At 40.0% G+C, this 20,298-nt stretch carries 17 protein-coding genes, 2 tRNA genes and 1 other annotated feature; of the genes, 15 read left to right on the top strand and 4 right to left on the bottom strand.

The genetic code is table 11. The features are described from left to right. Positions 1–47: 47 nt before the first annotated feature. On the bottom strand, positions 48–860 hold the full coding sequence (locus ERX29_RS07015; protein WP_133443994.1) for an NAD(P)H-hydrate dehydratase: 813 nt from the start codon (positions 858–860) through the stop codon (positions 48–50). An 83-nt stretch (positions 861–943) separates the two neighbouring features. Continuing rightward, positions 944–1,135, top strand: a binding site (T-box leader). 54 nt (positions 1,136–1,189) lie between these two features. Between ERX29_RS07015 and serS the strand changes: the two genes are divergently transcribed. After that, on the top strand, positions 1,190–2,464 hold the full coding sequence (serS, locus tag ERX29_RS07010) for a serine--tRNA ligase (RefSeq protein ID WP_133443993.1): 1,275 nt from the start codon (positions 1,190–1,192) through the stop codon (positions 2,462–2,464). 64 nt (positions 2,465–2,528) lie between these two features. On the opposite strand, the gene ERX29_RS07005 is transcribed toward serS, so the two are convergent. Next, complete coding sequence (locus tag ERX29_RS07005) at positions 2,529–3,683, bottom strand: M20 metallopeptidase family protein (RefSeq protein ID WP_133443992.1); 1,155 nt, start codon at positions 3,681–3,683, stop codon at positions 2,529–2,531. A gap of 3 nt (positions 3,684–3,686) precedes the next feature. After that, the gene (locus tag ERX29_RS07000) at positions 3,687–5,219 is read right to left on the bottom strand and encodes an AbgT family transporter (protein ID WP_133443991.1); all 1,533 of its coding nucleotides are present in this window, start codon (positions 5,217–5,219) and stop codon (positions 3,687–3,689) included. A 213-nt stretch (positions 5,220–5,432) separates the two neighbouring features. On the opposite strand from ERX29_RS07000, the gene ERX29_RS06995 reads away from it, so the two are divergent. The 6 genes from ERX29_RS06995 to ERX29_RS06970 all read left to right on the top strand — a co-directional run bounded on the left by ERX29_RS06995 (position 5,433) and on the right by ERX29_RS06970 (position 12,459). Further along, positions 5,433–5,948 (top strand): YceI family protein, encoded by a 516-nt coding sequence (locus ERX29_RS06995; RefSeq protein WP_133443990.1) that lies wholly within the window; start codon positions 5,433–5,435, stop codon positions 5,946–5,948. Between the two features lie 148 nt (positions 5,949–6,096). Beyond that, the gene (locus tag ERX29_RS06990) at positions 6,097–7,008 is read left to right on the top strand and encodes a DUF2232 domain-containing protein (protein ID WP_133443989.1); all 912 of its coding nucleotides are present in this window, start codon (positions 6,097–6,099) and stop codon (positions 7,006–7,008) included. A gap of 19 nt (positions 7,009–7,027) precedes the next feature. Beyond that, a complete protein-coding gene (locus tag ERX29_RS06985; RefSeq protein WP_133443988.1) occupies positions 7,028–8,998 on the top strand; it encodes a DHH family phosphoesterase in 1,971 nt (656 codons plus the stop codon). Next, positions 8,998–9,444 carry a 50S ribosomal protein L9 gene (gene rplI, locus ERX29_RS06980; RefSeq protein WP_133443987.1) on the top strand — a complete coding sequence of 149 codons (447 nt, stop codon included), beginning with the start codon at positions 8,998–9,000 and terminating at the stop codon, positions 9,442–9,444. The genes ERX29_RS06985 and rplI overlap by 1 nt, the downstream gene beginning before the upstream one ends. A gap of 20 nt (positions 9,445–9,464) precedes the next feature. After that, positions 9,465–10,865 (top strand): replicative DNA helicase, encoded by a 1,401-nt coding sequence (dnaB, locus tag ERX29_RS06975; RefSeq protein ID WP_133443986.1) that lies wholly within the window; start codon positions 9,465–9,467, stop codon positions 10,863–10,865. A 304-nt stretch (positions 10,866–11,169) separates the two neighbouring features. After that, on the top strand, positions 11,170–12,459 hold the full coding sequence (locus tag ERX29_RS06970; RefSeq protein WP_133443985.1) for an adenylosuccinate synthase: 1,290 nt from the start codon (positions 11,170–11,172) through the stop codon (positions 12,457–12,459). A gap of 81 nt (positions 12,460–12,540) precedes the next feature. Here ERX29_RS06970 and ERX29_RS06965 read toward each other — a convergent pair whose 3' ends face one another. After that, entirely contained in the window at positions 12,541–13,422 is an 882-nt protein-coding gene (locus tag ERX29_RS06965) for a YitT family protein (RefSeq protein ID WP_133443984.1), read from the bottom strand. Positions 13,423–13,539: 117 nt separating this feature from the next. Here ERX29_RS06965 and ERX29_RS06960 point away from each other — a divergent pair. From ERX29_RS06960 to rlmH, 8 genes are all read left to right on the top strand, one after another. Next, a tRNA-Glu gene (locus tag ERX29_RS06960) sits at positions 13,540–13,611 on the top strand. Between the two features lie 19 nt (positions 13,612–13,630). After that, positions 13,631–13,703: transfer RNA gene (locus ERX29_RS06955), tRNA-Asp, on the top strand. A gap of 131 nt (positions 13,704–13,834) precedes the next feature. Further along, positions 13,835–14,536 (top strand): response regulator YycF, encoded by a 702-nt coding sequence (gene yycF, locus ERX29_RS06950; RefSeq protein ID WP_133443983.1) that lies wholly within the window; start codon positions 13,835–13,837, stop codon positions 14,534–14,536. A 3-nt stretch (positions 14,537–14,539) separates the two neighbouring features. Beyond that, complete coding sequence (gene walK / locus ERX29_RS06945; protein WP_133443982.1) at positions 14,540–16,396, top strand: cell wall metabolism sensor histidine kinase WalK; 1,857 nt, start codon at positions 14,540–14,542, stop codon at positions 16,394–16,396. 7 nt (positions 16,397–16,403) lie between these two features. Further along, the gene (locus ERX29_RS06940) at positions 16,404–17,696 is read left to right on the top strand and encodes a YycH family regulatory protein (protein ID WP_165981093.1); all 1,293 of its coding nucleotides are present in this window, start codon (positions 16,404–16,406) and stop codon (positions 17,694–17,696) included. Next, a complete protein-coding gene (locus ERX29_RS06935; RefSeq protein ID WP_165981092.1) occupies positions 17,696–18,475 on the top strand; it encodes a two-component system regulatory protein YycI in 780 nt (259 codons plus the stop codon). The genes ERX29_RS06940 and ERX29_RS06935 overlap by 1 nt, the downstream gene beginning before the upstream one ends. 8 nt (positions 18,476–18,483) lie before the next feature. Next, positions 18,484–19,284, top strand: a complete 801-nt coding sequence (locus tag ERX29_RS06930; protein WP_133443979.1) for an MBL fold metallo-hydrolase — start codon at positions 18,484–18,486, stop codon at positions 19,282–19,284. 242 nt (positions 19,285–19,526) lie between these two features. Then, a complete protein-coding gene (gene rlmH / locus ERX29_RS06925) occupies positions 19,527–20,006 on the top strand; it encodes a 23S rRNA (pseudouridine(1915)-N(3))-methyltransferase RlmH (protein WP_133443978.1) in 480 nt (159 codons plus the stop codon). Positions 20,007–20,298 lie beyond the last annotated feature (292 nt).

Below are 20,298 nucleotides of genomic sequence, written 5' to 3'. Positions count from 1 at the left end.
AAATAGAAACCGGATGGACTTATAAGTCTATCCGGTTTTCTTATTAACTATTCTTCTTCCAGATGTTTCATCATATAAGGAATCTCGTCGATAATTTTAGAGGCAGGAACGACATACATATCCTGTGCCAGTTTATCGCCAATCTTACTATGAATAAACACGGCTTTCTTTATTGCTTCTTCAATCTCAAACTGGCCGGCGAAGCTTGCGATGATGCCGGCTAATGTATCACCCATTCCACCTGAAGCCATCGCAGGATTCCCTTTTTCGATGCGGTAATCACCAGAATTCAAGTATAGCTCAGTATTATGTTTCTTTAATACGACTTGAGCGCCGAGTTCCTGAGCAGCCGCTCTATTACGTTCAGGTGTCTGATCATCAATCTCAATACCGCTTAGTCGTTCCCATTCTTTCTGATGCGGTGTAAAGATAATGTTGCAGTCCGGCAGCGGATGTCTTAATTTGCTTAATATAGTGATAGCATCTCCGTCGATGATAACAGTCTGATTGTTTTTAATATGCTGGAAGAGGAATGTCAATGTATTATTTCCTTGGAAATCAAGACCAAGCCCTGGACCGATAAGAATACAATCTGCATCTGCTACAAGCTTACTCAGTCGCTTAATATCTGATAAGTCACTGACCATGGCTTCTGGACAGCGTGAATGAAGTGCCGTGTGGTTTGACTGATGGGTGACCACTGTCGTTAAGCCACCTCCGCTGTAGACACACGCACGAGCACTGAGCATAATGGAACCTCCCATGTTCTGATTGCCGCCGATCAGTAGTATCCGGCCATAATATCCTTTGTGAGATTCATTTTCTCTCTGAGGAATAGTGATGCGCGATATAGTTTCCATGATAGTCTCCTTTAATATGAATACAGATAGTCTAACAGATTCAGTTGCACATCTAAAGTTCATTTGATAAGATAGGATTAATTAAATAGTCTATTACCCGGGAATAAGTAATTTCTAACGTATGCTTCAGAGAGTCAGTGGCTGGTGAGAACTGATGAATACAGGAAATGAAATCTATCCGAATGAAGCGGGTAATCGGTCTAACCGTTATGTTAATGGAGTGAACAGCTCAGGCTGTTAATTAGGGTGGCAACGCGTAATACCACGTCCCTTTTATGGGGATGTGGTATTTTTTTGTTACCGAAAATACATTTTTAGGAGGCAACATCATGTTAGATATCAAATTATTTAGAAGTGAACCTGACTTTGTCAAACAGAAACTGGAAATGCGTGGATTCAATCCCGAAATCGTTGACCAAATTCTTGAACTGGATAAACAATCCCGCGATCTGACTGTGAAGACGGAGGAATTGAAAGCAAATCGCAATAAAGCAAGTGAAGAAATTGCTCTTAAAAAACGCAACAAGGAAAATGCTGATGACGCTATTGCAGCAATGCGCCAAGTCGGCGAAGAAATTAAAGCAATTGATGATCAGCTGGATACCGTCAGCACAGAACTGCGTAATCAGTTAGTGAGTCTGCCGAACTTGGTAAGTGATGAAACACCTGCCGGTAAAGACGAAGACGACAATGTAGAAGTCCGTAAATGGGGTGAGCCGCGTACCTTTGATTTTGAGGCGAAAGCTCACTGGGATATCGTTGACGAGCTGAAAATGGCTGACTTTGAACGCGCAGCAAAAGTATCCGGTGCAAGATTTGTGTTCCTCACTAAAGATGGTGCCAGACTTGAACGGGCACTGATGAATTTCATGATAGATATGCATACGACGCAGCACGGTTATCAGGAAATGGTGACACCGCAGCTGGTTAATGCGGCGTCAATGTTCGGTACAGGACAGCTGCCTAAGTTTGAAGAAGATCTGTTCAAAGTTGAGAAAGAAGGATTCTATACAATCCCTACTTCAGAAGTACCGCTGACGAACTACTACCGCGATGAAATTATGGACGCAGACTTATTCCCTGTGAAATTTACAGCACAGACAGCATGTTTCCGTTCTGAAGCAGGATCTGCCGGCCGTGATACTCGAGGACTGATTCGTATGCATCAGTTCAACAAAGTAGAGATGGTCCGCTTTGAAATGCCGGAGAACTCTTATGCTGCACTTGAAGAGATGACGCAGCACGCTGAAAAAGTACTTCAGACGTTGAACATCCCTTACCGTACCATTGCATTATGTGCAGGAGACATCGGTTTCGGTTCTGCTAAGACGTATGATATCGAAGTATGGCTGCCGAGCTATAATGCGTATAAAGAAATCAGCTCTTGCTCTAATATGACTGACTTTCAGGCAAGACGTGCCAACATCCGCTTCAAGCGCGATAAAAACAGTAAAACCGAATACGTCCATACATTGAACGGTTCAGGACTTGCAGTCGGTCGTACCTTTGCAGCATTAGTTGAGAACTATCAGAACGCGGACGGCACAATTACCGTACCAGAAGCATTAGTTCCTTATATGGGCGGACAGACTATTATTAAATAAGTTATACCATTAGCAGCAAACAATAAAAATCGGTTGGAATATTCAATTCCAACCGATTTTTTGTTTAACGATATTCTTTTGCTACTTCAATAAAGAGATTGTAACCTATCTCAAAAGCATCTTCATTCAGAGCGAATCTTGGATGATGATGAGCGACATCATATTCTCCTTCTTTACGTCCAGTTCCGATGAAAGCATAGAAAGAAGGAACTTTATTGGAAAAAGCACTGAAGTCCTCACCACCCATCATCGGCAATTCTCTGACGACTTTACCGGGATATAAATTTTCAGCAATTGAGCGTACAAATTCTGTTTTATCAGGATCATTGATTACAGCATCATATCCATCTGTATAGTTAAATGTGTAATTAGCTCCAACACCTTCACAGAGATTTTTCAGCTGTTTTTCCATATTACGCTTAATCAACTCTCTTGTCTCAACAGTTGTAGTCCTTACTGAACCTCCGAGAGTCACTTTGTCCGGGATTACATTCGCTGAGGCAAGCTGACCTCCTTGGAATACAGTATTAGAAATAACTGCCGGCATAAACGGATCAATTTGACGAGAAACGATTTGCTGAAGATTAGTGATGTACTGTGAACCTATGAGCACAGGATCTATATTTACATGGGGTTGACTCGCATGACCACCTCTACCTTGAATGATGATTTGATAGACATCGGAGTTTGCACTTGCAGCACCTTCTTTAATGTCAATCAGTCCTTCTTCGAGAAGAGCCATTAGATGGTGACCATATATAAAGTCAAAATCATCAAAATGACCTGTTGCAACCATTTCTCTTGCGCCACCTGGAATAAGCTCTTCAGCATGCTGGAAGATACAATGGATTTCATTAGGAAATTCATCTATATGTTCATTAATATAATGAGCAGCTCCAAGTAGTATGGCCGTATGTCCATCATGTCCGCAGGCATGCATGACTCCTTTATTTTGTGATACGAAGTCAAATTCTGTTCGTTCTTCCTCAATAGGGAGCGCATCAATATCTGCACGTAATCCTACTTTCTTTCCTTGACCTTTATTGAACACACCAACAGTGCCTGTCTCTGTCAGATGAATAACTTCACAGTTCTCCATCGTTTCTAAAATTTCTCTAATGTATTTTGCTGTTTCGTACTCCTGAAATGATAATTCAGGATGTGCATGCAGATGTCTGCGATACTGAATAATTCTTTCCTCATAATTTTGATAACTCATTATTTATCCCTCCAAATGAATAGGTCCGCCAGGTCCAACTGGAATACCAAGTAAATACCAGATGACTACAAGAATAGACCAGAAAATAGCAAAACCAATTGAATATGGCATTAACGCTGCAATTAATGTACCGAGGCCTACATCTTTCTGATAACGCTGAGCATAAGATAGTAATAGTGGCAAATAAGGCATCATCGGTGTGATAGGGTTTGTGATTGAGTCACCTACACGGTATATGACCTGAGTGAATGCCGGGTGAAATCCGAGAAGCATTAGCATTGGGATGAGTATCGGAGCAAGTATTGCCCATTTAGCTGATGCACTGCCAATCAGCATGTTGATAGAAGCAGATAGAATGATGATACCAAGAATTAGAACCACACCATTCTGTCCCTGCAGTGCTTCTGCTCCTTTAATGGCAATAATAGTACCAAGGTTACTCCATGAGAAGTAAGCGAGCATCTGTGCTGCAAAAAAGACGATAACGATAAATGGTCCCATGGTACTCATAGATTCTCCAAGCATACTAGCGAATTGTTTAGTACTTTTCATAGTACCGGCAACAAAACCATAAACAAGACCTGGTATAAGAAATAGTAAGGTAATAATAGGGACTATTCCGGCCATTAGCGGGGAATTCTCAATTAAGCTGCCAGTTTCGGCATTTCTGAGTAGACCATTCTGTGGAATGGCAAGTGCTGCAAACAGTAATAAAGACAACAGCAGGCTTAAATTAGCAAGATGCATCGCTTTTCTTTCCTGTGGGGTAATATCATCATTACTGTTTGATGAGGCTTCGGGATCTTGGTAAGAACCAAATCGTGGAATGGTAATTTTTGTAGTAATATACCATGCTACGATTAACAGCAATACTGTAGAAGCTGAAAGGAAATAGTAATTCATTGCTGCATTGACTTTTACTGTACCATCTATAAGTTTAGTGGCAGGTTCTGTAAAAGCAACCATCAATGCATCTGTCATGCCGATTAATAAACTTGCTGAAAATCCTCCGAGAGCTGCCGCATATGCCATGACAAGTCCAGCAATTGGATGATAGCCGAGCCTGATGAATACCATCGCCGCTATAGGAGGAAGAACAATAGGAGCCGCATCACCTGCTGAATTGCCCAATATCCCAACAAGTATGATGACAGGAATGATAATTTTCTTAGGTGCTTTTTCAATAGTAGATTTCATTACTGTTTCAAAATAGCCTGTTTTCTCTGCCAGACCAACTCCGAGCATGACTACTAACACAAGACCAAGAGGCGGAAAGGCAGCAAAGTTTTCTACAGCCTTAGTCAGTATTTTGACAAAACCATCAGGTGTCAGTAAATTAACCGCATGGACAACTTTTCCATCAGCCGGATTTTTGGCGGATAACCCTGTGATTCCTGCAAGGAAGGAAGCAAATAAAATAATGCCGCATAAAGAAATAAAAATGACTACTGGATCAGGAAGCTTATTCCCGGATTTTTCAATGACATCTAAAAAGCGATTCATAATACCCTTGCTTTCAGTCTTTGATGTACTCATATAATTACCTCCATATCAATTGTAATCAGACTATTCTGATAACATAACATAAATGATATTGATAATGAATAAATTATCCGTATAAAATTTTATAACTTTGTAAATTTTGTAATTTCAAAATTAATATAAAATTTATACTTTACTATATTAATTATATCTGATATATTAAATATAGAATTAATAAAACACAAATCAGAAAGAGGTTATTAACCCATGACAAACTTTAAATTAGATCCAAATCACAGCTCTATTGAATTTTCTATCAAACACTTAATGGTTTCAAAAGTAAAAGGTGAATTCACTGATTACGATGTTCAGGCAACTGGAGATATCAACGACTTATCAACTGTTCAAGTAACAGCAGCTGTTAAAGTTGATTCTATCGACACAAATAATGGAGATCGTGATGGCCATTTAAAATCAGCTGATTTCTTCGACATTGAACAGTATCCTGAAATTAAATTTGTTTCTTCTTCTGTATCAGAAACTTCTGTAACTGGTGAACTAACAATTAAAGATGTAACTCACACTGAAACGTTCGATGTAGAGTTTAATGGCGTCCAGAAAAATCCGATGTCAGGTGGAGATGTAACTGGCTTCATCGTATCTGGAAAAATCAACCGCGAGAAATATGGCATTACATGGAACCAGGCTCTTGAATCAGGCGGCGTAATGGTTGGTAAAGATGTTAAGTTTGAAGCAGGTATTGAACTTGCAATTGAAGAATAGAAAGTCATTTGATAGCGCTGAACACATTGTCTTTACAGACAGTGTGTTTTTTTATGGTTTATAGTCTAATGGTCATACATTGAGGTATTGGCTCATAAGTTGTAAAATAGAAACGTTATGAAAATTATATGAGAAAGAGTGTTCAGATTTGAAATTGGATTTAATTAAAACGATAGTTATTAGTGCCATTATGCTGTTAGTCGGTTTACTAATGGACTTGTTACCTGGACTTATTCTCATACTGGCACCGTTTCTGTTATTGCCGGCTGTCTATTTATTTTGCAAAGATAAACGTGGTTTCTATTTGATGAGTGGGATAGTGATTACTATTTCACTGATAGCTTTCGATTTATTTGCTCTTCAAGTAATTATCGGAACATTGCTCGCTGGTTATTTAATTGGACGACTGCTTGAGGCCCGAGCTTCGAAAGAATACATGTTGTTTGCTTTGACAACTTTTCTCAGTCTCTATTCACTTGCTTCAATTATTTTCATGCAGCTGATGGATTTAATGCCAACGACAAAGGAATGGTTCAGCAATATTAAAGATTCTTATATGACAATGGTCGAAGCAGAGCTCGGGAAAGACAACATTTCCCGGGAAAATATCCAGCTGTTCAATACGGCTCTTGATCAGCTGCAGCTGCAGGTTCCTGGTGTTATCGTACTGTTAGCTTTTCTATTAAGTTTAATCAGCTTGTTGATTGTAATGCCACTCTTAAGAAACTTAAAAATAGCAGTTCCGGAGTTCAGACCGCTTTATTTTTGGCGTGTACCAAAGACCGCGCTGTATATATACGTCATTGCTGTGCTTATAAAATTGTTTCTGTCACCTGAAGATGTCGTTCTTCTCGGCATAGTAACAAACTTACAGTATGTGTTAGAATGGATTATATTTATTCAAGGAATTTCACTGATCAGTTTCTTTATTAAAGTGAAACGTACCCCTGTTATTATCAATATACTGATGTTTATCTTCGCCTTTATAATGGCGCCGGTGACTCAGCTTTTAGGTATGCTGGATTTAATTATTAACGTCAAAGCAAGAATCAAACTATAATGTATGGTGAGGTGTCGTGATGAATCGTAAATATAATAGGCAGACACTTGTATTTCCTTTCGCAGTAATGTGTCTGGCTGCTCTTATTCTAGTAGTCCTGTTATTTACTGTTCATCGTTTAATGGCATTACTTGCAGGAAGTATCATTATAGCAATCATCATTGTCTGTGCGTTTGTGCTGAGAAACAGTATTCAGCGAAACGAAAGGTATTTTCAGCAGCTGGCAACACGCGTTGAAAAAAGCAAGACGTATGCCATCACAGAGCTACCTGTCGGAGTCGTGCTGCTTGATGAATCAGATCATGTTGAATGGCATAATCTTTTTATTAATGACAAAATTGATCGTCCGATTTTAAGCGACTCTATCAATGAAATCTTTCCAAATCTGCTTAATCAGCTGAAAGTGACAGGTGTTGAAGAAGTCCCTGCACAATACAATGACTCCAAGTTTAAAGTGAGATACTCAAAGGAGACAAATGTCCTCTACTTCCTGGATATTACCGATAAAGTAGAAACTTATGAATTGTACGAGGAATCAAAGCCGGTCATCGGTACGATTTTTCTTGATAACTATGATGAACTGACACAGAATATGAGTGATGCCAACAGAACAGAAATGAACAGTATGATGACAGCGGCCATAAACACTTGGGCTGAGGAGAACAATGTCTTTGTCAAACGCTATTCTTCAGACCAGTTTATCATTTTCTTGAACCACCATATCCTTAAGCAGATTGAACAGACGAAATTTAACTTGCTGGATATTATACGTGAGAAGAGTCGCGAGAAGAAAACACAGATTACATTAAGTATTGGAATCGGTGAAGGTGCTGATAATCTGATTGCTCTCGGTGAACTCGCTCAATCAAGTCTCGATCTTGCACTTGGGCGTGGGGGTGACCAAGTAGCGATTAAAAACTCTGCAGGTGGTGTGCGCTTCTTCGGCGGAAAAACAGATCCTATGGAAAAACGTACGCGCGTTCGTGCCCGGGTTATTTCCCACGCCTTAAAAGATATATTAGCTGAAGGTGATAATGTCATCATCATGGGTCATAAACGTCCGGATATGGATGCTATCGGTGCAGCCATCGGAGTAGCAAGATTTGCTAAGATGAATCAATTGAAAGCCTATATAGTATTAAATGATCATGACATCGATGACACATTGAGCCGCGTTATGGGTGAAATCGCTGAAAAACCAGAACTGAATGAAACTTTCATCACTTCTGATGAAGCATGGCTCTTGATGACTAACCGGACGACACTTGTTGTTGTAGATACGCATAAGCCGAATATGGTCATTGATGAGAATATATTGAATAAAGCATCACGTAAAGTAGTCATTGACCATCACCGCCGAGGAGAAGATTTTATTTTAAGCCCGCTGCTTGTCTATATGGAGCCTTATGCAAGTTCCACGGCGGAACTTGTGACGGAGTTGCTGGAATATCAGCCGGAAGAACACAAATTGACGCGTCTTGAATCGACTGTCATGCTGGCCGGTATTATTGTAGACACAAGAAACTTCACACTGCGTACAGGGTCTCGTACATTTGATGCGGCAAGTTATTTGAGGAGCCACGGGGCAGACACGATTCTCTGTCAGCACTTCCTGAAAGATGATATTGATACGTACATAAAGCGTAGTGAACTTATCAAAACAGTGGAACTTGGCAGAGACGGAGTAGCGATAGCTTACGGTAGAGACGATGAAATCTATCATCCAGTCGTTGTCGCTCAGGCTGCAGATGAATTACTCAGCCTTGACGGTGTTGAGGCATCGTTTGTTGTAGCAAGAAGAAGTGACGATATGATCGGAATATCGGCCCGCTCGCTAGGTGAAATCAACGTTCAGCTTGTGATGGAAGCAATGGGTGGTGGCGGTCATTTATCAAATGCTGCCGTGCAGTTAACTAATATGACAGTAGGAACGGCGATTGACCAGCTTGAAGAGGTCATCGCAGAACAATTTTCGAGGAGTGAAGTATAATGAAAGTGATTTTTACACAGGACGTTAAAGGAAAAGGAAAAAAAGGTGAAGTCAAAGAGGTACCGGTAGGTTATGCAAATAACTTCCTGCTTAAAAATAATTATGCGATTGAAGCAACACCGGGTAACCTTAAACAGTTACAAGCTCAAAATAAACGTGTAGAAAAAGATAAAGAGCAGGCTTTAATTGATGCTGAAGAGTTAAAAGAGCGCATTGAAGCGCTTGAAGTCAGTGTCACAGCCAAGGCTGGAGACGGCGGACGACTTTTTGGATCCGTTAGTACAAAACAGATTGTAGAAGCATTGAAGCAGCAGCATGATATTAAAGTTGATAAAAGAAAAATGGACCTGCCTGATGGTATCAGAAGTCTGGGTTACACCAATGTGCCCGTAAAACTTCATCATCAAGTGTCCGCAACACTGAAAGTCCATGTGACTGAAGCGTAACATTAGAAGGAGGCGCACCGATGGAAGACTACAATCAATCACTGCAGATGCCCCATCATTTAGAAGCGGAGCAGTCTGTCCTTGGTGCGATATTGATCGATCCGGAGCTGCTGATGCCGACGCTCGAACGTTTGATGCCTCAGCACTTCTACCGGAAGAATCATCAGCACATCTTTCAAGCTATGCTGTCGCTTGCTGAAAAAAACTCTGAAGTAGATATTGTAACTATTACCAATCAGATGACAGCAGAAGGAACGCTTGATGAAGCAGGTGGACCAGCTTATTTGCTGGAATTATCCAATATTGTTCCGACGACACGCAATATTGATTTTTATACCGAAATTGTCTTTCGGGATGCTGTAAAACGACAACTGATTACAGTCGCTGATTCTATAGCTAAAGATGGCTATAATAATGAGCTTGAACTAGAATCGCTGCTCAGTGACGCTGAGAAACGCATCATGGAGATTTCAGCCTCACGAGGAACTGACGGTTTCAAATATATTAAAGAAATCCTTCAGACAGTATTTGAAAATGCTGAAGAACTTGACCGCAACCAGGGGCAGACACCTGGCATACCGACAGGGTATCGCGATCTTGATAAAATGACAGCCGGCTTCAACCGAAATGACTTAATCATTATTGCCGCTCGTCCCTCAGTCGGTAAAACAGCATTCGCACTCAACATCGCACAGCAAGTGGCTACTCATAATAATGACTATTCTGTCGCCATCTTTTCTTTGGAGATGGGAGCTGACCAGCTTGCGACTCGTATGATCTGCAGTACCGGCAATGTCGACTCGAACCGTCTGCGTACCGGAACGATGGAAAATGAGGACTGGAACCGATTTACGGTTGCTATCGGTAAGCTTGCTAAAACCAATATTTATATCGATGATACACCGGGAATCCGTATTACTGACATTCGGGCGAAGAGCCGTCGGTTGAAGCAGGAACATGGACTTGACATGATACTGATTGATTATTTACAGTTGATTCAAGGATCGGGTTCAAGAAGTTCGGATAATCGTCAGCAGGAAGTATCTGAAATTTCACGAATGCTGAAAGCTCTGGCGAGAGAACTGGAATGTCCGGTGATTGCACTCAGTCAGCTCTCTCGTGGTGTAGAGCAGCGTCAGGACAAGCGACCGATGATGAGTGATATCCGTGAATCCGGGTCAATCGAGCAGGATGCTGATATCGTTGCCTTCTTGTATCGCGATGATTATTATAACCGCGGTAATGGTGAGGACGGAGAAGACGGCGTAGTTGATGCAGGCGTGCAGGATGAGAACGGTGAAATTGAGATCATCATCGCCAAGCAGCGTAACGGTCCAACAGGCACTGTTAAGCTTAACTTTATGAAACAGTACAATAAATTCACTGATATCAGTTACGAATATTCTGGCCTTGAAGGCTGATTTACTGATTAGTAATAATTATATTAGCAACAACTTTTTAAAAAACGTACTTTTTTTAATATTATTATTAAAAAGTACGTTTTTTATTTTATTTTTGTATAGACTTCATATGGTTTGTCTGTATATTAAATTTTCTTATTATCGTTATCATTTCTTATATACCAACGATTACAGCTGTTTAATAATAACCATTAAATCTTGACTGCTCTATCAAAAATTACATTTGAAACGTTCGGATTTCGTTTGATTTTTATATCATTCATTGATAGAATAACTAAGGTTGATTAAATTTGGAGGTGCAAGGATGTCATCTATCGTAGTAGTTGGAACACAATGGGGAGACGAAGGAAAAGGTAAGATTACAGACTTCCTATCGGAACAGGCAAATGTGATTGCACGTTTTTCAGGTGGAAATAACGCAGGTCATACGATTAAATTCGGCGGTGAAATATATAAATTACATTTAGTACCTTCTGGTATTTTTTATTCAGATAAATTATCAGTGATTGGTAACGGAGTCGTTGTTGATCCAGTTGCGTTACTGAAAGAATTAGATGCATTGAATGCGCGCGGCGTTTCTACAGATAACTTACGCATATCTAACCGTGCACAAGTCATTCTGCCTTACCATCTGAAGCAGGATGCGCTGGAAGAAGAAAAACGCGGAGATAACAAGATTGGTACGACTAAAAAAGGTATTGGACCGGCTTACGTCGATAAAGTTCAGCGTATCGGTATCCGTGTTGCTGACCTGCTGGATGAAGAAACATTCAGAGTGAAGCTGCAGGACAACTTAAATGCTAAAAATGAATTATTTGAAAAAATGTTCGGTGCTGAAGGATTTACATTTGAAGAAATCTTTGAACCGTATTTTGCCGCAGGACAACGCTTGAAATCATTCGTCACAGATACAGCAAAAGTGCTGGATGATGCTTTCCAGGCAGATGAGAAAGTATTGTTCGAAGGTGCGCAAGGCGTCATGCTCGACATTGATCACGGAACCTATCCATTCGTTACATCAAGTAATCCAATTGCTGGCAATGTGACAGTTGGTACAGGTGTCGGACCGACATTCGTTGACCGCGTCATCGGTGTATGTAAAGCTTATACATCACGCGTCGGCGATGGTCCATTCCCGACAGAACTATTTGACGAAGATGGCCATCATATCCGTGAAGTCGGTCGTGAATACGGGACAACTACTGGTCGTCCGAGACGTGTCGGCTGGTTCGACTCAGTCGTACTACGTCATTCACGTCGTGTAAGTGGTATTACAGATTTATCGATTAACTCAATCGATGTACTGACAGGTCTTAAAACCGTAAAAATCTGTACAGCATACGAGCTGGATGGACAGGAAATAACAGAATATCCAGCGAATTTGAATGAGTTGAACCGCTGTAAACCTATCTTTGAAGAGCTGCCAGGATGGGAAGAAGATGTCACAGCATGTAAGTCAATGGAAGAACTGCCTGACAATGCCCGTCGCTATTTGGAACGCATTTCTGAACTGTGCGATGTGAAAATTTCTATCTTTTCAGTAGGACCAGACCGTAATCAGACGAATCTACTTGAAGATCTCTGGAAGAAATAAGTGATGCTTATCAAGTAAAAAATCCTGAAACGAACGATATCGTTTCAGGATTTTTTGTATTTAATCATAATAGAGTAGTAATTAGTGAATATCGCGCTTCTTGAAGCGGCCGCCTTTTACTTCTGATACATTACCGATAGCAACGAAGGCAGAGTCATCAAAATGATTGATGATATCTTTAAGCTTATATTCTTCAAGTCGTGTGATAACGACAAAGATAATCTTCTTACCTTCGCCTGTGTATGCCCCTTCGCCTGATAAATAAGTCACACCGCGTCCTAAACGGTCTGTGATAGCATCGCCGATTTCTTCATAATGGTCACTGATAATCCAGGCAGACTTTGACTCATCCAGCCCTAACTGAACAATATCAATCGCTTTAAAAGCAATGAAATAGGCAATCACTGAATACATCGCTGACTCCCACGTGAAGACGAATCCAGCTGCAATGAAAATAAAGAAGTTGATAACCATGACGATCTCTCCGACTGAAAATGGAGACTTAGAACTGATAAGTATAGCAAGTATTTCAGAGCCATCCAGTGAACCACCGTAACGGATAACAAGCCCGACACCTATACCGAGTATAGCTCCGCCGAATATAGTGACGAGAAACTTTTCATCAATAAACGCAGGAACAGGATGAAGAATAGCTGTTGCAATTGAAAGTACAACAATGCCGTATATAGTGGAAATTGCGAAAGATTTACCGATTTGTTTATAACCTAAGAAGAAAAAAGGTAAGTTACATAAGAAGATGAATAGACCAAGTGGTAGATGAAGTAGATGACTGAACATAATGGATATACCGACAATACCACCGTCCAGCACTTGATTAGGTACAAGAAATAGTTCGAGGGCAATGGCCATCAGTATGGCACCTGCTGTAATCATGATGAACCGTTTGATTTTCTCCCGAAGTGGGAGCTTTTTATGTAATTTTTCTGGAGAAATATCGATCATAAATACACCTCACTCTCGTTTAAATATGTATATTATTTATTATACTAAAAATTTTCTAAATACGCTTGCCAGCTGAATTATACTCATGCTATAATCAATCTTGTGCTGAAAATTTAAGGCCCCTTGGTCAAGCGGTTAAGACACCGCCCTTTCACGGCGGTAACACGGGTTCGAATCCCGTAGGGGTCACTAATTAAAATCATATTAAGGTCCCGTGGTGTAGCGGTTAACATGCCTGCCTGTCACGCAGGAGATCGCCGGTTCGATCCCGGTCGGGACCGCTTTTCTAGATATGCATCTGATGCATATCTTTTTTTGTGCCCGAGAATGGCTGATAGAAAAATTTCTAAAAAAATGTTAAATTAAAAGGTAGCATATAATTATAGACTCTATTATGAAAAGAGGTTATGTAATGTCGAGGAAAATCGTTATAGTTGATGATGAAAAACCGATTGCTGATATATTGGAATTTAACTTGAAAAAAGAAGGATACGATGTTTCCGTAGCCTATGACGGTGATGATGCGGTTGAATTAATTTATGAAGTGCAGCCGGATATCGTTCTGCTTGATATTATGCTGCCCGGACGTGACGGCATGGAAGTATGTCGTGAAGTCAGAAAGAAATATGATATGCCGATTATTATGCTGACAGCGAAAGACTCAGAAATCGATAAGGTATTAGGTCTTGAACTGGGAGCTGATGACTATGTCACAAAACCGTTCAGCACGAGAGAACTGATTGCCCGGGTTAAGGCTAATCTCAGACGTCATTATACACAGGCTCAGTCTGAGGAAAAAGAAGAAACAAACGATATCGTCATTAGGGATATTACTGTTTATCCAGATGCCTATTCCATTAAGAAACGGGGTCAGGATATTGAACTGACACATCGTGAATTTGAACTTTTTCATTATCTCGCAAAGCATATCGGCCAGGTGATGACGCGGGAACACTTGCTCCAGACGGTGTGGGGATATGATTACTTTGGTGATGTTCGTACAGTCGATGTCACGATTCGAAGATTAAGAGAAAAAATTGAGGACGATGCCTCTCATCCGGAATATATTGTCACACGACGTGGTGTGGGTTATTTTCTGCAGTCACAGGAATAAATGATGAAGAAGTTTTTAAAGCGTCTACAATCACTCCATATCAAACTCGTACTGATTTATGTTCTGCTGATTATTATTGGTATGCAGATCATCGGTCTATATTTTACGAACAATCTTGAAAAAGAGCTGACAGATAACTTCAAGAATAATATTACACGTCAAGTCAAACAGATTGATTATGATATTCAAAAGGCATATCAGGATAGTGGCAGCAATGATAACGCAGAAAGTGAAATTCAGAATATTATTGATGAGTATTCTTCTCGTTCAGGTATTGGTGAGTCGCGCTCTGATATAGACGAAATTAGAGTAATCAATAGTGACGAACTAATTGTCGCCTCCAGTAAAAATAATAACGCAGTGCCGTCGATTCAAAAGAATAATGATACACAAATACAGAAAGCACTATCACTTGGCAGCGGCAATGACCGAATTCAACTGCGCAATGTCGGAACAACAAAAGAGCGAGTCTGGGTGATGAATGAAACAGTCAATGTCAACGATAAAGTCATCGGTGTCATCCATGTGGAATCCACGATAGAAACTATTTATCAACAGCTTGATAAGATCAACCAGATTTTCATCATCGGAACAGGGCTGTCTCTTGTCATTACAGGAATACTAGGGTTCTTTATTGCGAGAACCATTACTAAACCTATCGCTGATATGCGTAATCAGGCTCTTGAAATGTCTAAAGGTAACTATACAAACCGTGTAAAAGTATATGGTGGGGACGAAATTGGTGAACTTGCTCTGACGTTCAATAACCTGGCAAAACGTGTCCAGGAAGCTCAAGCTAACACGGAAAGTGAAAAGCGGCGTCTGGATTCAGTTATCACGCATATGAGCGACGGAGTCATCGCAACAGATAGACGCGGACGCGTACGAATCGTCAACGATATGGCGCTGAGAATGCTTGATATGAACCGCGATGAAATTGAAGGTCGTCACGTGCTCGACGTCCTTAAAATTGAAGAGCATTATTCTCTGGAAGAATTGCAGGACAATTCGGGCGGCATTATTATGGATGTCAATGAGAAAGAACACCTGATTGTCAGAACGAGTTTTTCCACGATTATCCAGGATACAGGGTTTATCAATGGTTACATTGCCGTTCTTCACGATGTGACAGAACAGCATCATGTTGAAAATGAACGTCGTGAGTTTGTCGCAAACGTATCACATGAACTTCGGACACCTTTAACATCAATGCGCAGCTATATTGAAGCGCTTGAAGAAGGCGCTTGGCAAAATCCTGAACTCGCACCCCAGTTTTTGACAGTGACACGTGAAGAAACGGACCGCATGATACGTCTTGTGAATGATCTGCTGCAATTGTCCAAAATGGATAATTCAGGAGAAGTGTTAAGCAAAGAACTCATTGATTTTAATATGTTCATCCATAAGATTATCAATCGTTTTGAGATGTCAGAAGGTAAAAATGCGACATTTGTTCGTGATATTCCTAAAGCAGGTATATTCGTTGAAATCGATCCCGATAAAATGACCCAAGTATTCGATAATGTCATCTCCAATGCATTGAAGTACTCAAAAGGTAGAAAAAAGGTAGAATTCCACGTGAAACAGAATATGCTGTTCAACCGTATGACGATCCAAATTAAAGATAATGGGATTGGTATACCACTCAATAAAGTGGATAAGATTTTTGACCGATTCTTCCGTGTAGATAAGGCAAGAACACGAAACATGGGCGGTACAGGTCTTGGTCTTGCAATCAGTAAAGAAATTGTTGAATCTCATAACGGAAGAATCTGGGCTAACAGTAAAGAAGGACAAGGCACGTCAGTCTATATCACACTTCCTTGTGAAGTATTGGATGATGGTGATTGGGATGTTTAAAGATGTTTTGAAAAGCTTAATACTTTTCAGTCTGATTATTTCTAGCATCGTTCTCACATATAAAATATGGAATTATACACCTGAGCTGACCAATGTGGAATCTTCTATTGAAGAAAAAATACCAACAATCGGTCCAAGAAACAACGATAATATCAGAAGTATTTTCATGCCGTTTCAGATCATTTCCTATAGTGAACAAAATGTCCAAGGAACATCTGATTCAGATGCCATTATGGACCTGACAAATTATATAGCGGGCAGTAAAGTTGAAAAAATGTCGCTGCTTGACAACAAACTATCAGGTGACATTGCTAATCGTTATGTCATTTTCGACTTTACGGTCAATATGCCGAATGCGATGTATTTGACGAGTGTATTGGATTTAGACAATAAGCTGACAAATGGGAACATGTTCAACCGACTCATCATTGACAGTGAAAGTCATTCCGAACTGATACTTTACTTAATATCTGATAAGAAGATGTTGAAAGTGCAGACGAATGCTGAAAGTAAACCGTTCAACAAACTGTTAAACCAATATAATGAGCAGATGATTAAATACTCAGGAATTATTACTAATGAGATTACAACAGACGAAAAAACTAATGTTTACGCGCCGTCGAATGCAAAGCATGCAAAAACCTATCGTTATATGGCTGATAGAATTAATGTTGAAGATATCAACAATGCAGTGCTTGATGAAAAGGAACACGTAATCGAGCGCACTCGTAAAAATGGCTCGACAACTTACTTCGGTAATACAGGAGTCGTATCCATTACCCAGAACTCCATATATAAATATAACAACTTATCGCAGACAGACAGTGTTAAACGAGAACCTTATAATAATTTGGTCAAATCATTCAGTTTCATCAGCAAGCACGGTGGATTTACTGATGATTACCGACTGTTTTCTGTTTATAACGAAAATAATTCCATAGACTATCAGATGTTCTTAAGCGGACTTCCTGTTTTCAATAACTCGGGGTTATCGGAGATTAACGTGACATGGGGAGACAAAGAAATATACGAATATCGCCGGGGGTTATTATCGACGAGCGTCGCAGTCCCGTCAACAACAACCACTAAAAATCTTCCCAGTGCTGAACAAGTAAGGTTCGCACTTGCTTCAAATAAACATTACCAGTTTGAAGAAGTAACGCATTTACTGATCGGTTATGAGATGAAGATCTCTGAGCCGAGCGATCTGCAAATACAGTCAACGCTCTTGTTTGAACCGAACTGGTACGTTAACTATAAAGGGGAATGGAAGAAATTCGAAGATGGGAGGCTGAAATAGTGGACTGGAAACATGCAAGCTCCCTCTTCATCTTTGTCTTTCTCGTAATGAATGTCTGTCTTGGCTTTATTTACTATCAAAAAGTGCAGCAGTCGCATACAATTGATACACAGCACGAAGAAACACTATCGTTTGAAAAGGAAAATATTAAGCTTCCGAAATTGCCTTCAACAGAAGGTGTGAAGCTCAGTTATGTGTCCGGAAGAAGCAAAGTATTCCATAAAGACACTAAAGATAAAAAGAAAGCAACTATTTTAAGCGATAAAGTTGATGCAGCAATCACTATTCCAGAAATAGAAGCTCAGTCTATCATTGAGTCGCTGGACAGTTTCATTAAAGACAAACCTTTTCATGGTATGGAATACATTCTTAGCGGCATTGATCGTCAGAATAAACGAATCTACTATGAACAGACATTTGATAAGTACCCGATTCTGAATAACGAAACAGCACAGATAGTCTTTAAATATGATGAAGATCATCAAGTTCAAAGGTTCAAACAGACGTATCTCGATGATCTGCAAATAGGTCTCGGTAAAAATAACGAGAAGAAGCAGGTCATTAAGCCGAAAGAGGCAATAGAGACACTCTATTACCAGAATGTCCTTCACTCAGGAGATGAAGTATCAGCAGTCAGACTTGGCTATTATTCCGTCAGCCCGAATATTGAAGGACAAGTATTGAAACCAACGTGGCAGGTAGCTATCATTCATAATGACAAAAAACGTGAAACGTTCTATGTGGATGCACTGGAGCCTGAAGAAACTATATTGAAGTAATGAAGTGAGTGATTAAGTTGATAAAAATGTCTGTACTGGCAAGCGGCTCAACCGGAAATGCGACTTATGTCGAAAGTGACAAAGGGGCGCTGCTGGTTGATGTCGGTCTGACCGGCAAGAAGATGGAAGCACTGTTTAACCAGATAGACCGTGACATTAAAGATGTCAACGGCATACTTGTGACGCACGAACACATCGATCATATTAAAGGACTCGGTGTACTTGCACGAAAATACAACTTGCCAGTTTATGCGAACGAGAACACATGGCAAGCCATTGAACGTAAAGACGGAAATATACCGTCCGACCAGAAATTCATCTTCAACCCATACGAAACAAAATCAATCGCAGGATTCGATATCGAGTCATTCAGCGTCTCTCATGATGCTGTTGATCCGCAGTTTTATATCTTTCATAACGACCATAAAAAATTGTCGCTGATTACGGACACAGGATATGTATCAGACCGTATGAAGGGCATGATCCATGGCAGTGACTGCTTCATCTTTGAAAGCAACCACGATGTCGATATGCTGAGAATGGGCAGATATCCATGGAAGACGAAACAGCGTATACTCAGCGACGAAGGCCACGTCTCAAATGAAGATGCGGCTTATGCGATGCGCGAAGTGATTACAGGATCGACGAAGCGGATTTATCTCTCTCATTTGTCACGGGATAATAATATGAAGGATTTGGCCCGTATGAGTGTAGAACAAGTGCTGAACGAGCATGATATAGATACGCGGAATGATGTCGTACTGTATGATACGGATAAAGACTTTGCGACAATGATTTATGAACTGTAGTTTACAACCTTTACAAGTAATTCACAGAAAATAGTGGATAACTCTGTGGGTAAAACGAGAGTTATCCACAATGTATAAAGATGTCCAGTAAAATGGGCGTCTTTTTTTATGTTTATGCAGACTTTATGTAAATAAAAATTACAATAAATTATTAAATCAGTGTAAAATAAGGATTGAGAAATGTGAATAAGTGAATAACTTGTGGATAACTAGGATAAGTCATACAAAAAGGATGAATATATATGAAAATAACCTTAATAACTGTGGGTAAGTTAAAAGAAAAGTACTGGAAGCAGGCAGTGGATGAATACGTAAAGCGACTCGGTGCCTATACGAAGATAGAGCTAATCGAAGTGCAGGACGAGAAAGATACGGATAATATGAGTGATAAAGACATTGAAATCGCGAAGCACACAGAAGCGGAGCGCATCCTATCAAAAATCAAAGACGACAGCTATGTCTATACGCTTGAAATCGCAGGCAAGCAACTGGATTCAGTCGAACTCTCACAGCACATCGAAAATAACATGAACACCGGCAAAAGCCACCTAACCTTCATCATCGGCGGCTCAAACGGCCTGCATCAGACCGTCAGCGCAAGATCCAACTACAAACTCTCCTTCAGCAAAATGACCTTCCCCCATCAGATGATGAAAGTGATATTGCTTGAGCAGTTGTATAGAAGTTTTAGAATTATGAAGGGGCAGGCTTACCATAAATAAAACTAAGTACATTCAAAACGAATGTACTTTTTTAATTTTTACCGTAGAGAAAAGTAAAAAAAGGAGTACTTAATATTTAGCGAATTAAATTATTAGTCTTTATTTGTTTAAGTCATAAAATATGCAATGATATGAGATAATATAATTAAATTTTAGATATCATTTCACTAGTGTTGCATAAATAAATACAGAATTTTCTGAACTTTTATTTTCTACGAAAATTTAAAAATTGAAAACACCTAAACAGAGGTAGCGATCATCCATTTTTTTACTGATGTAATTACGTAATAAC

Source organism: Macrococcus lamae (genome assembly GCF_004359545.1).
GTDB lineage: Bacteria > Bacillota > Bacilli > Staphylococcales > Staphylococcaceae > Macrococcus > Macrococcus lamae.
This window is presented reverse-complemented; position numbering and strand designations above follow the sequence as displayed.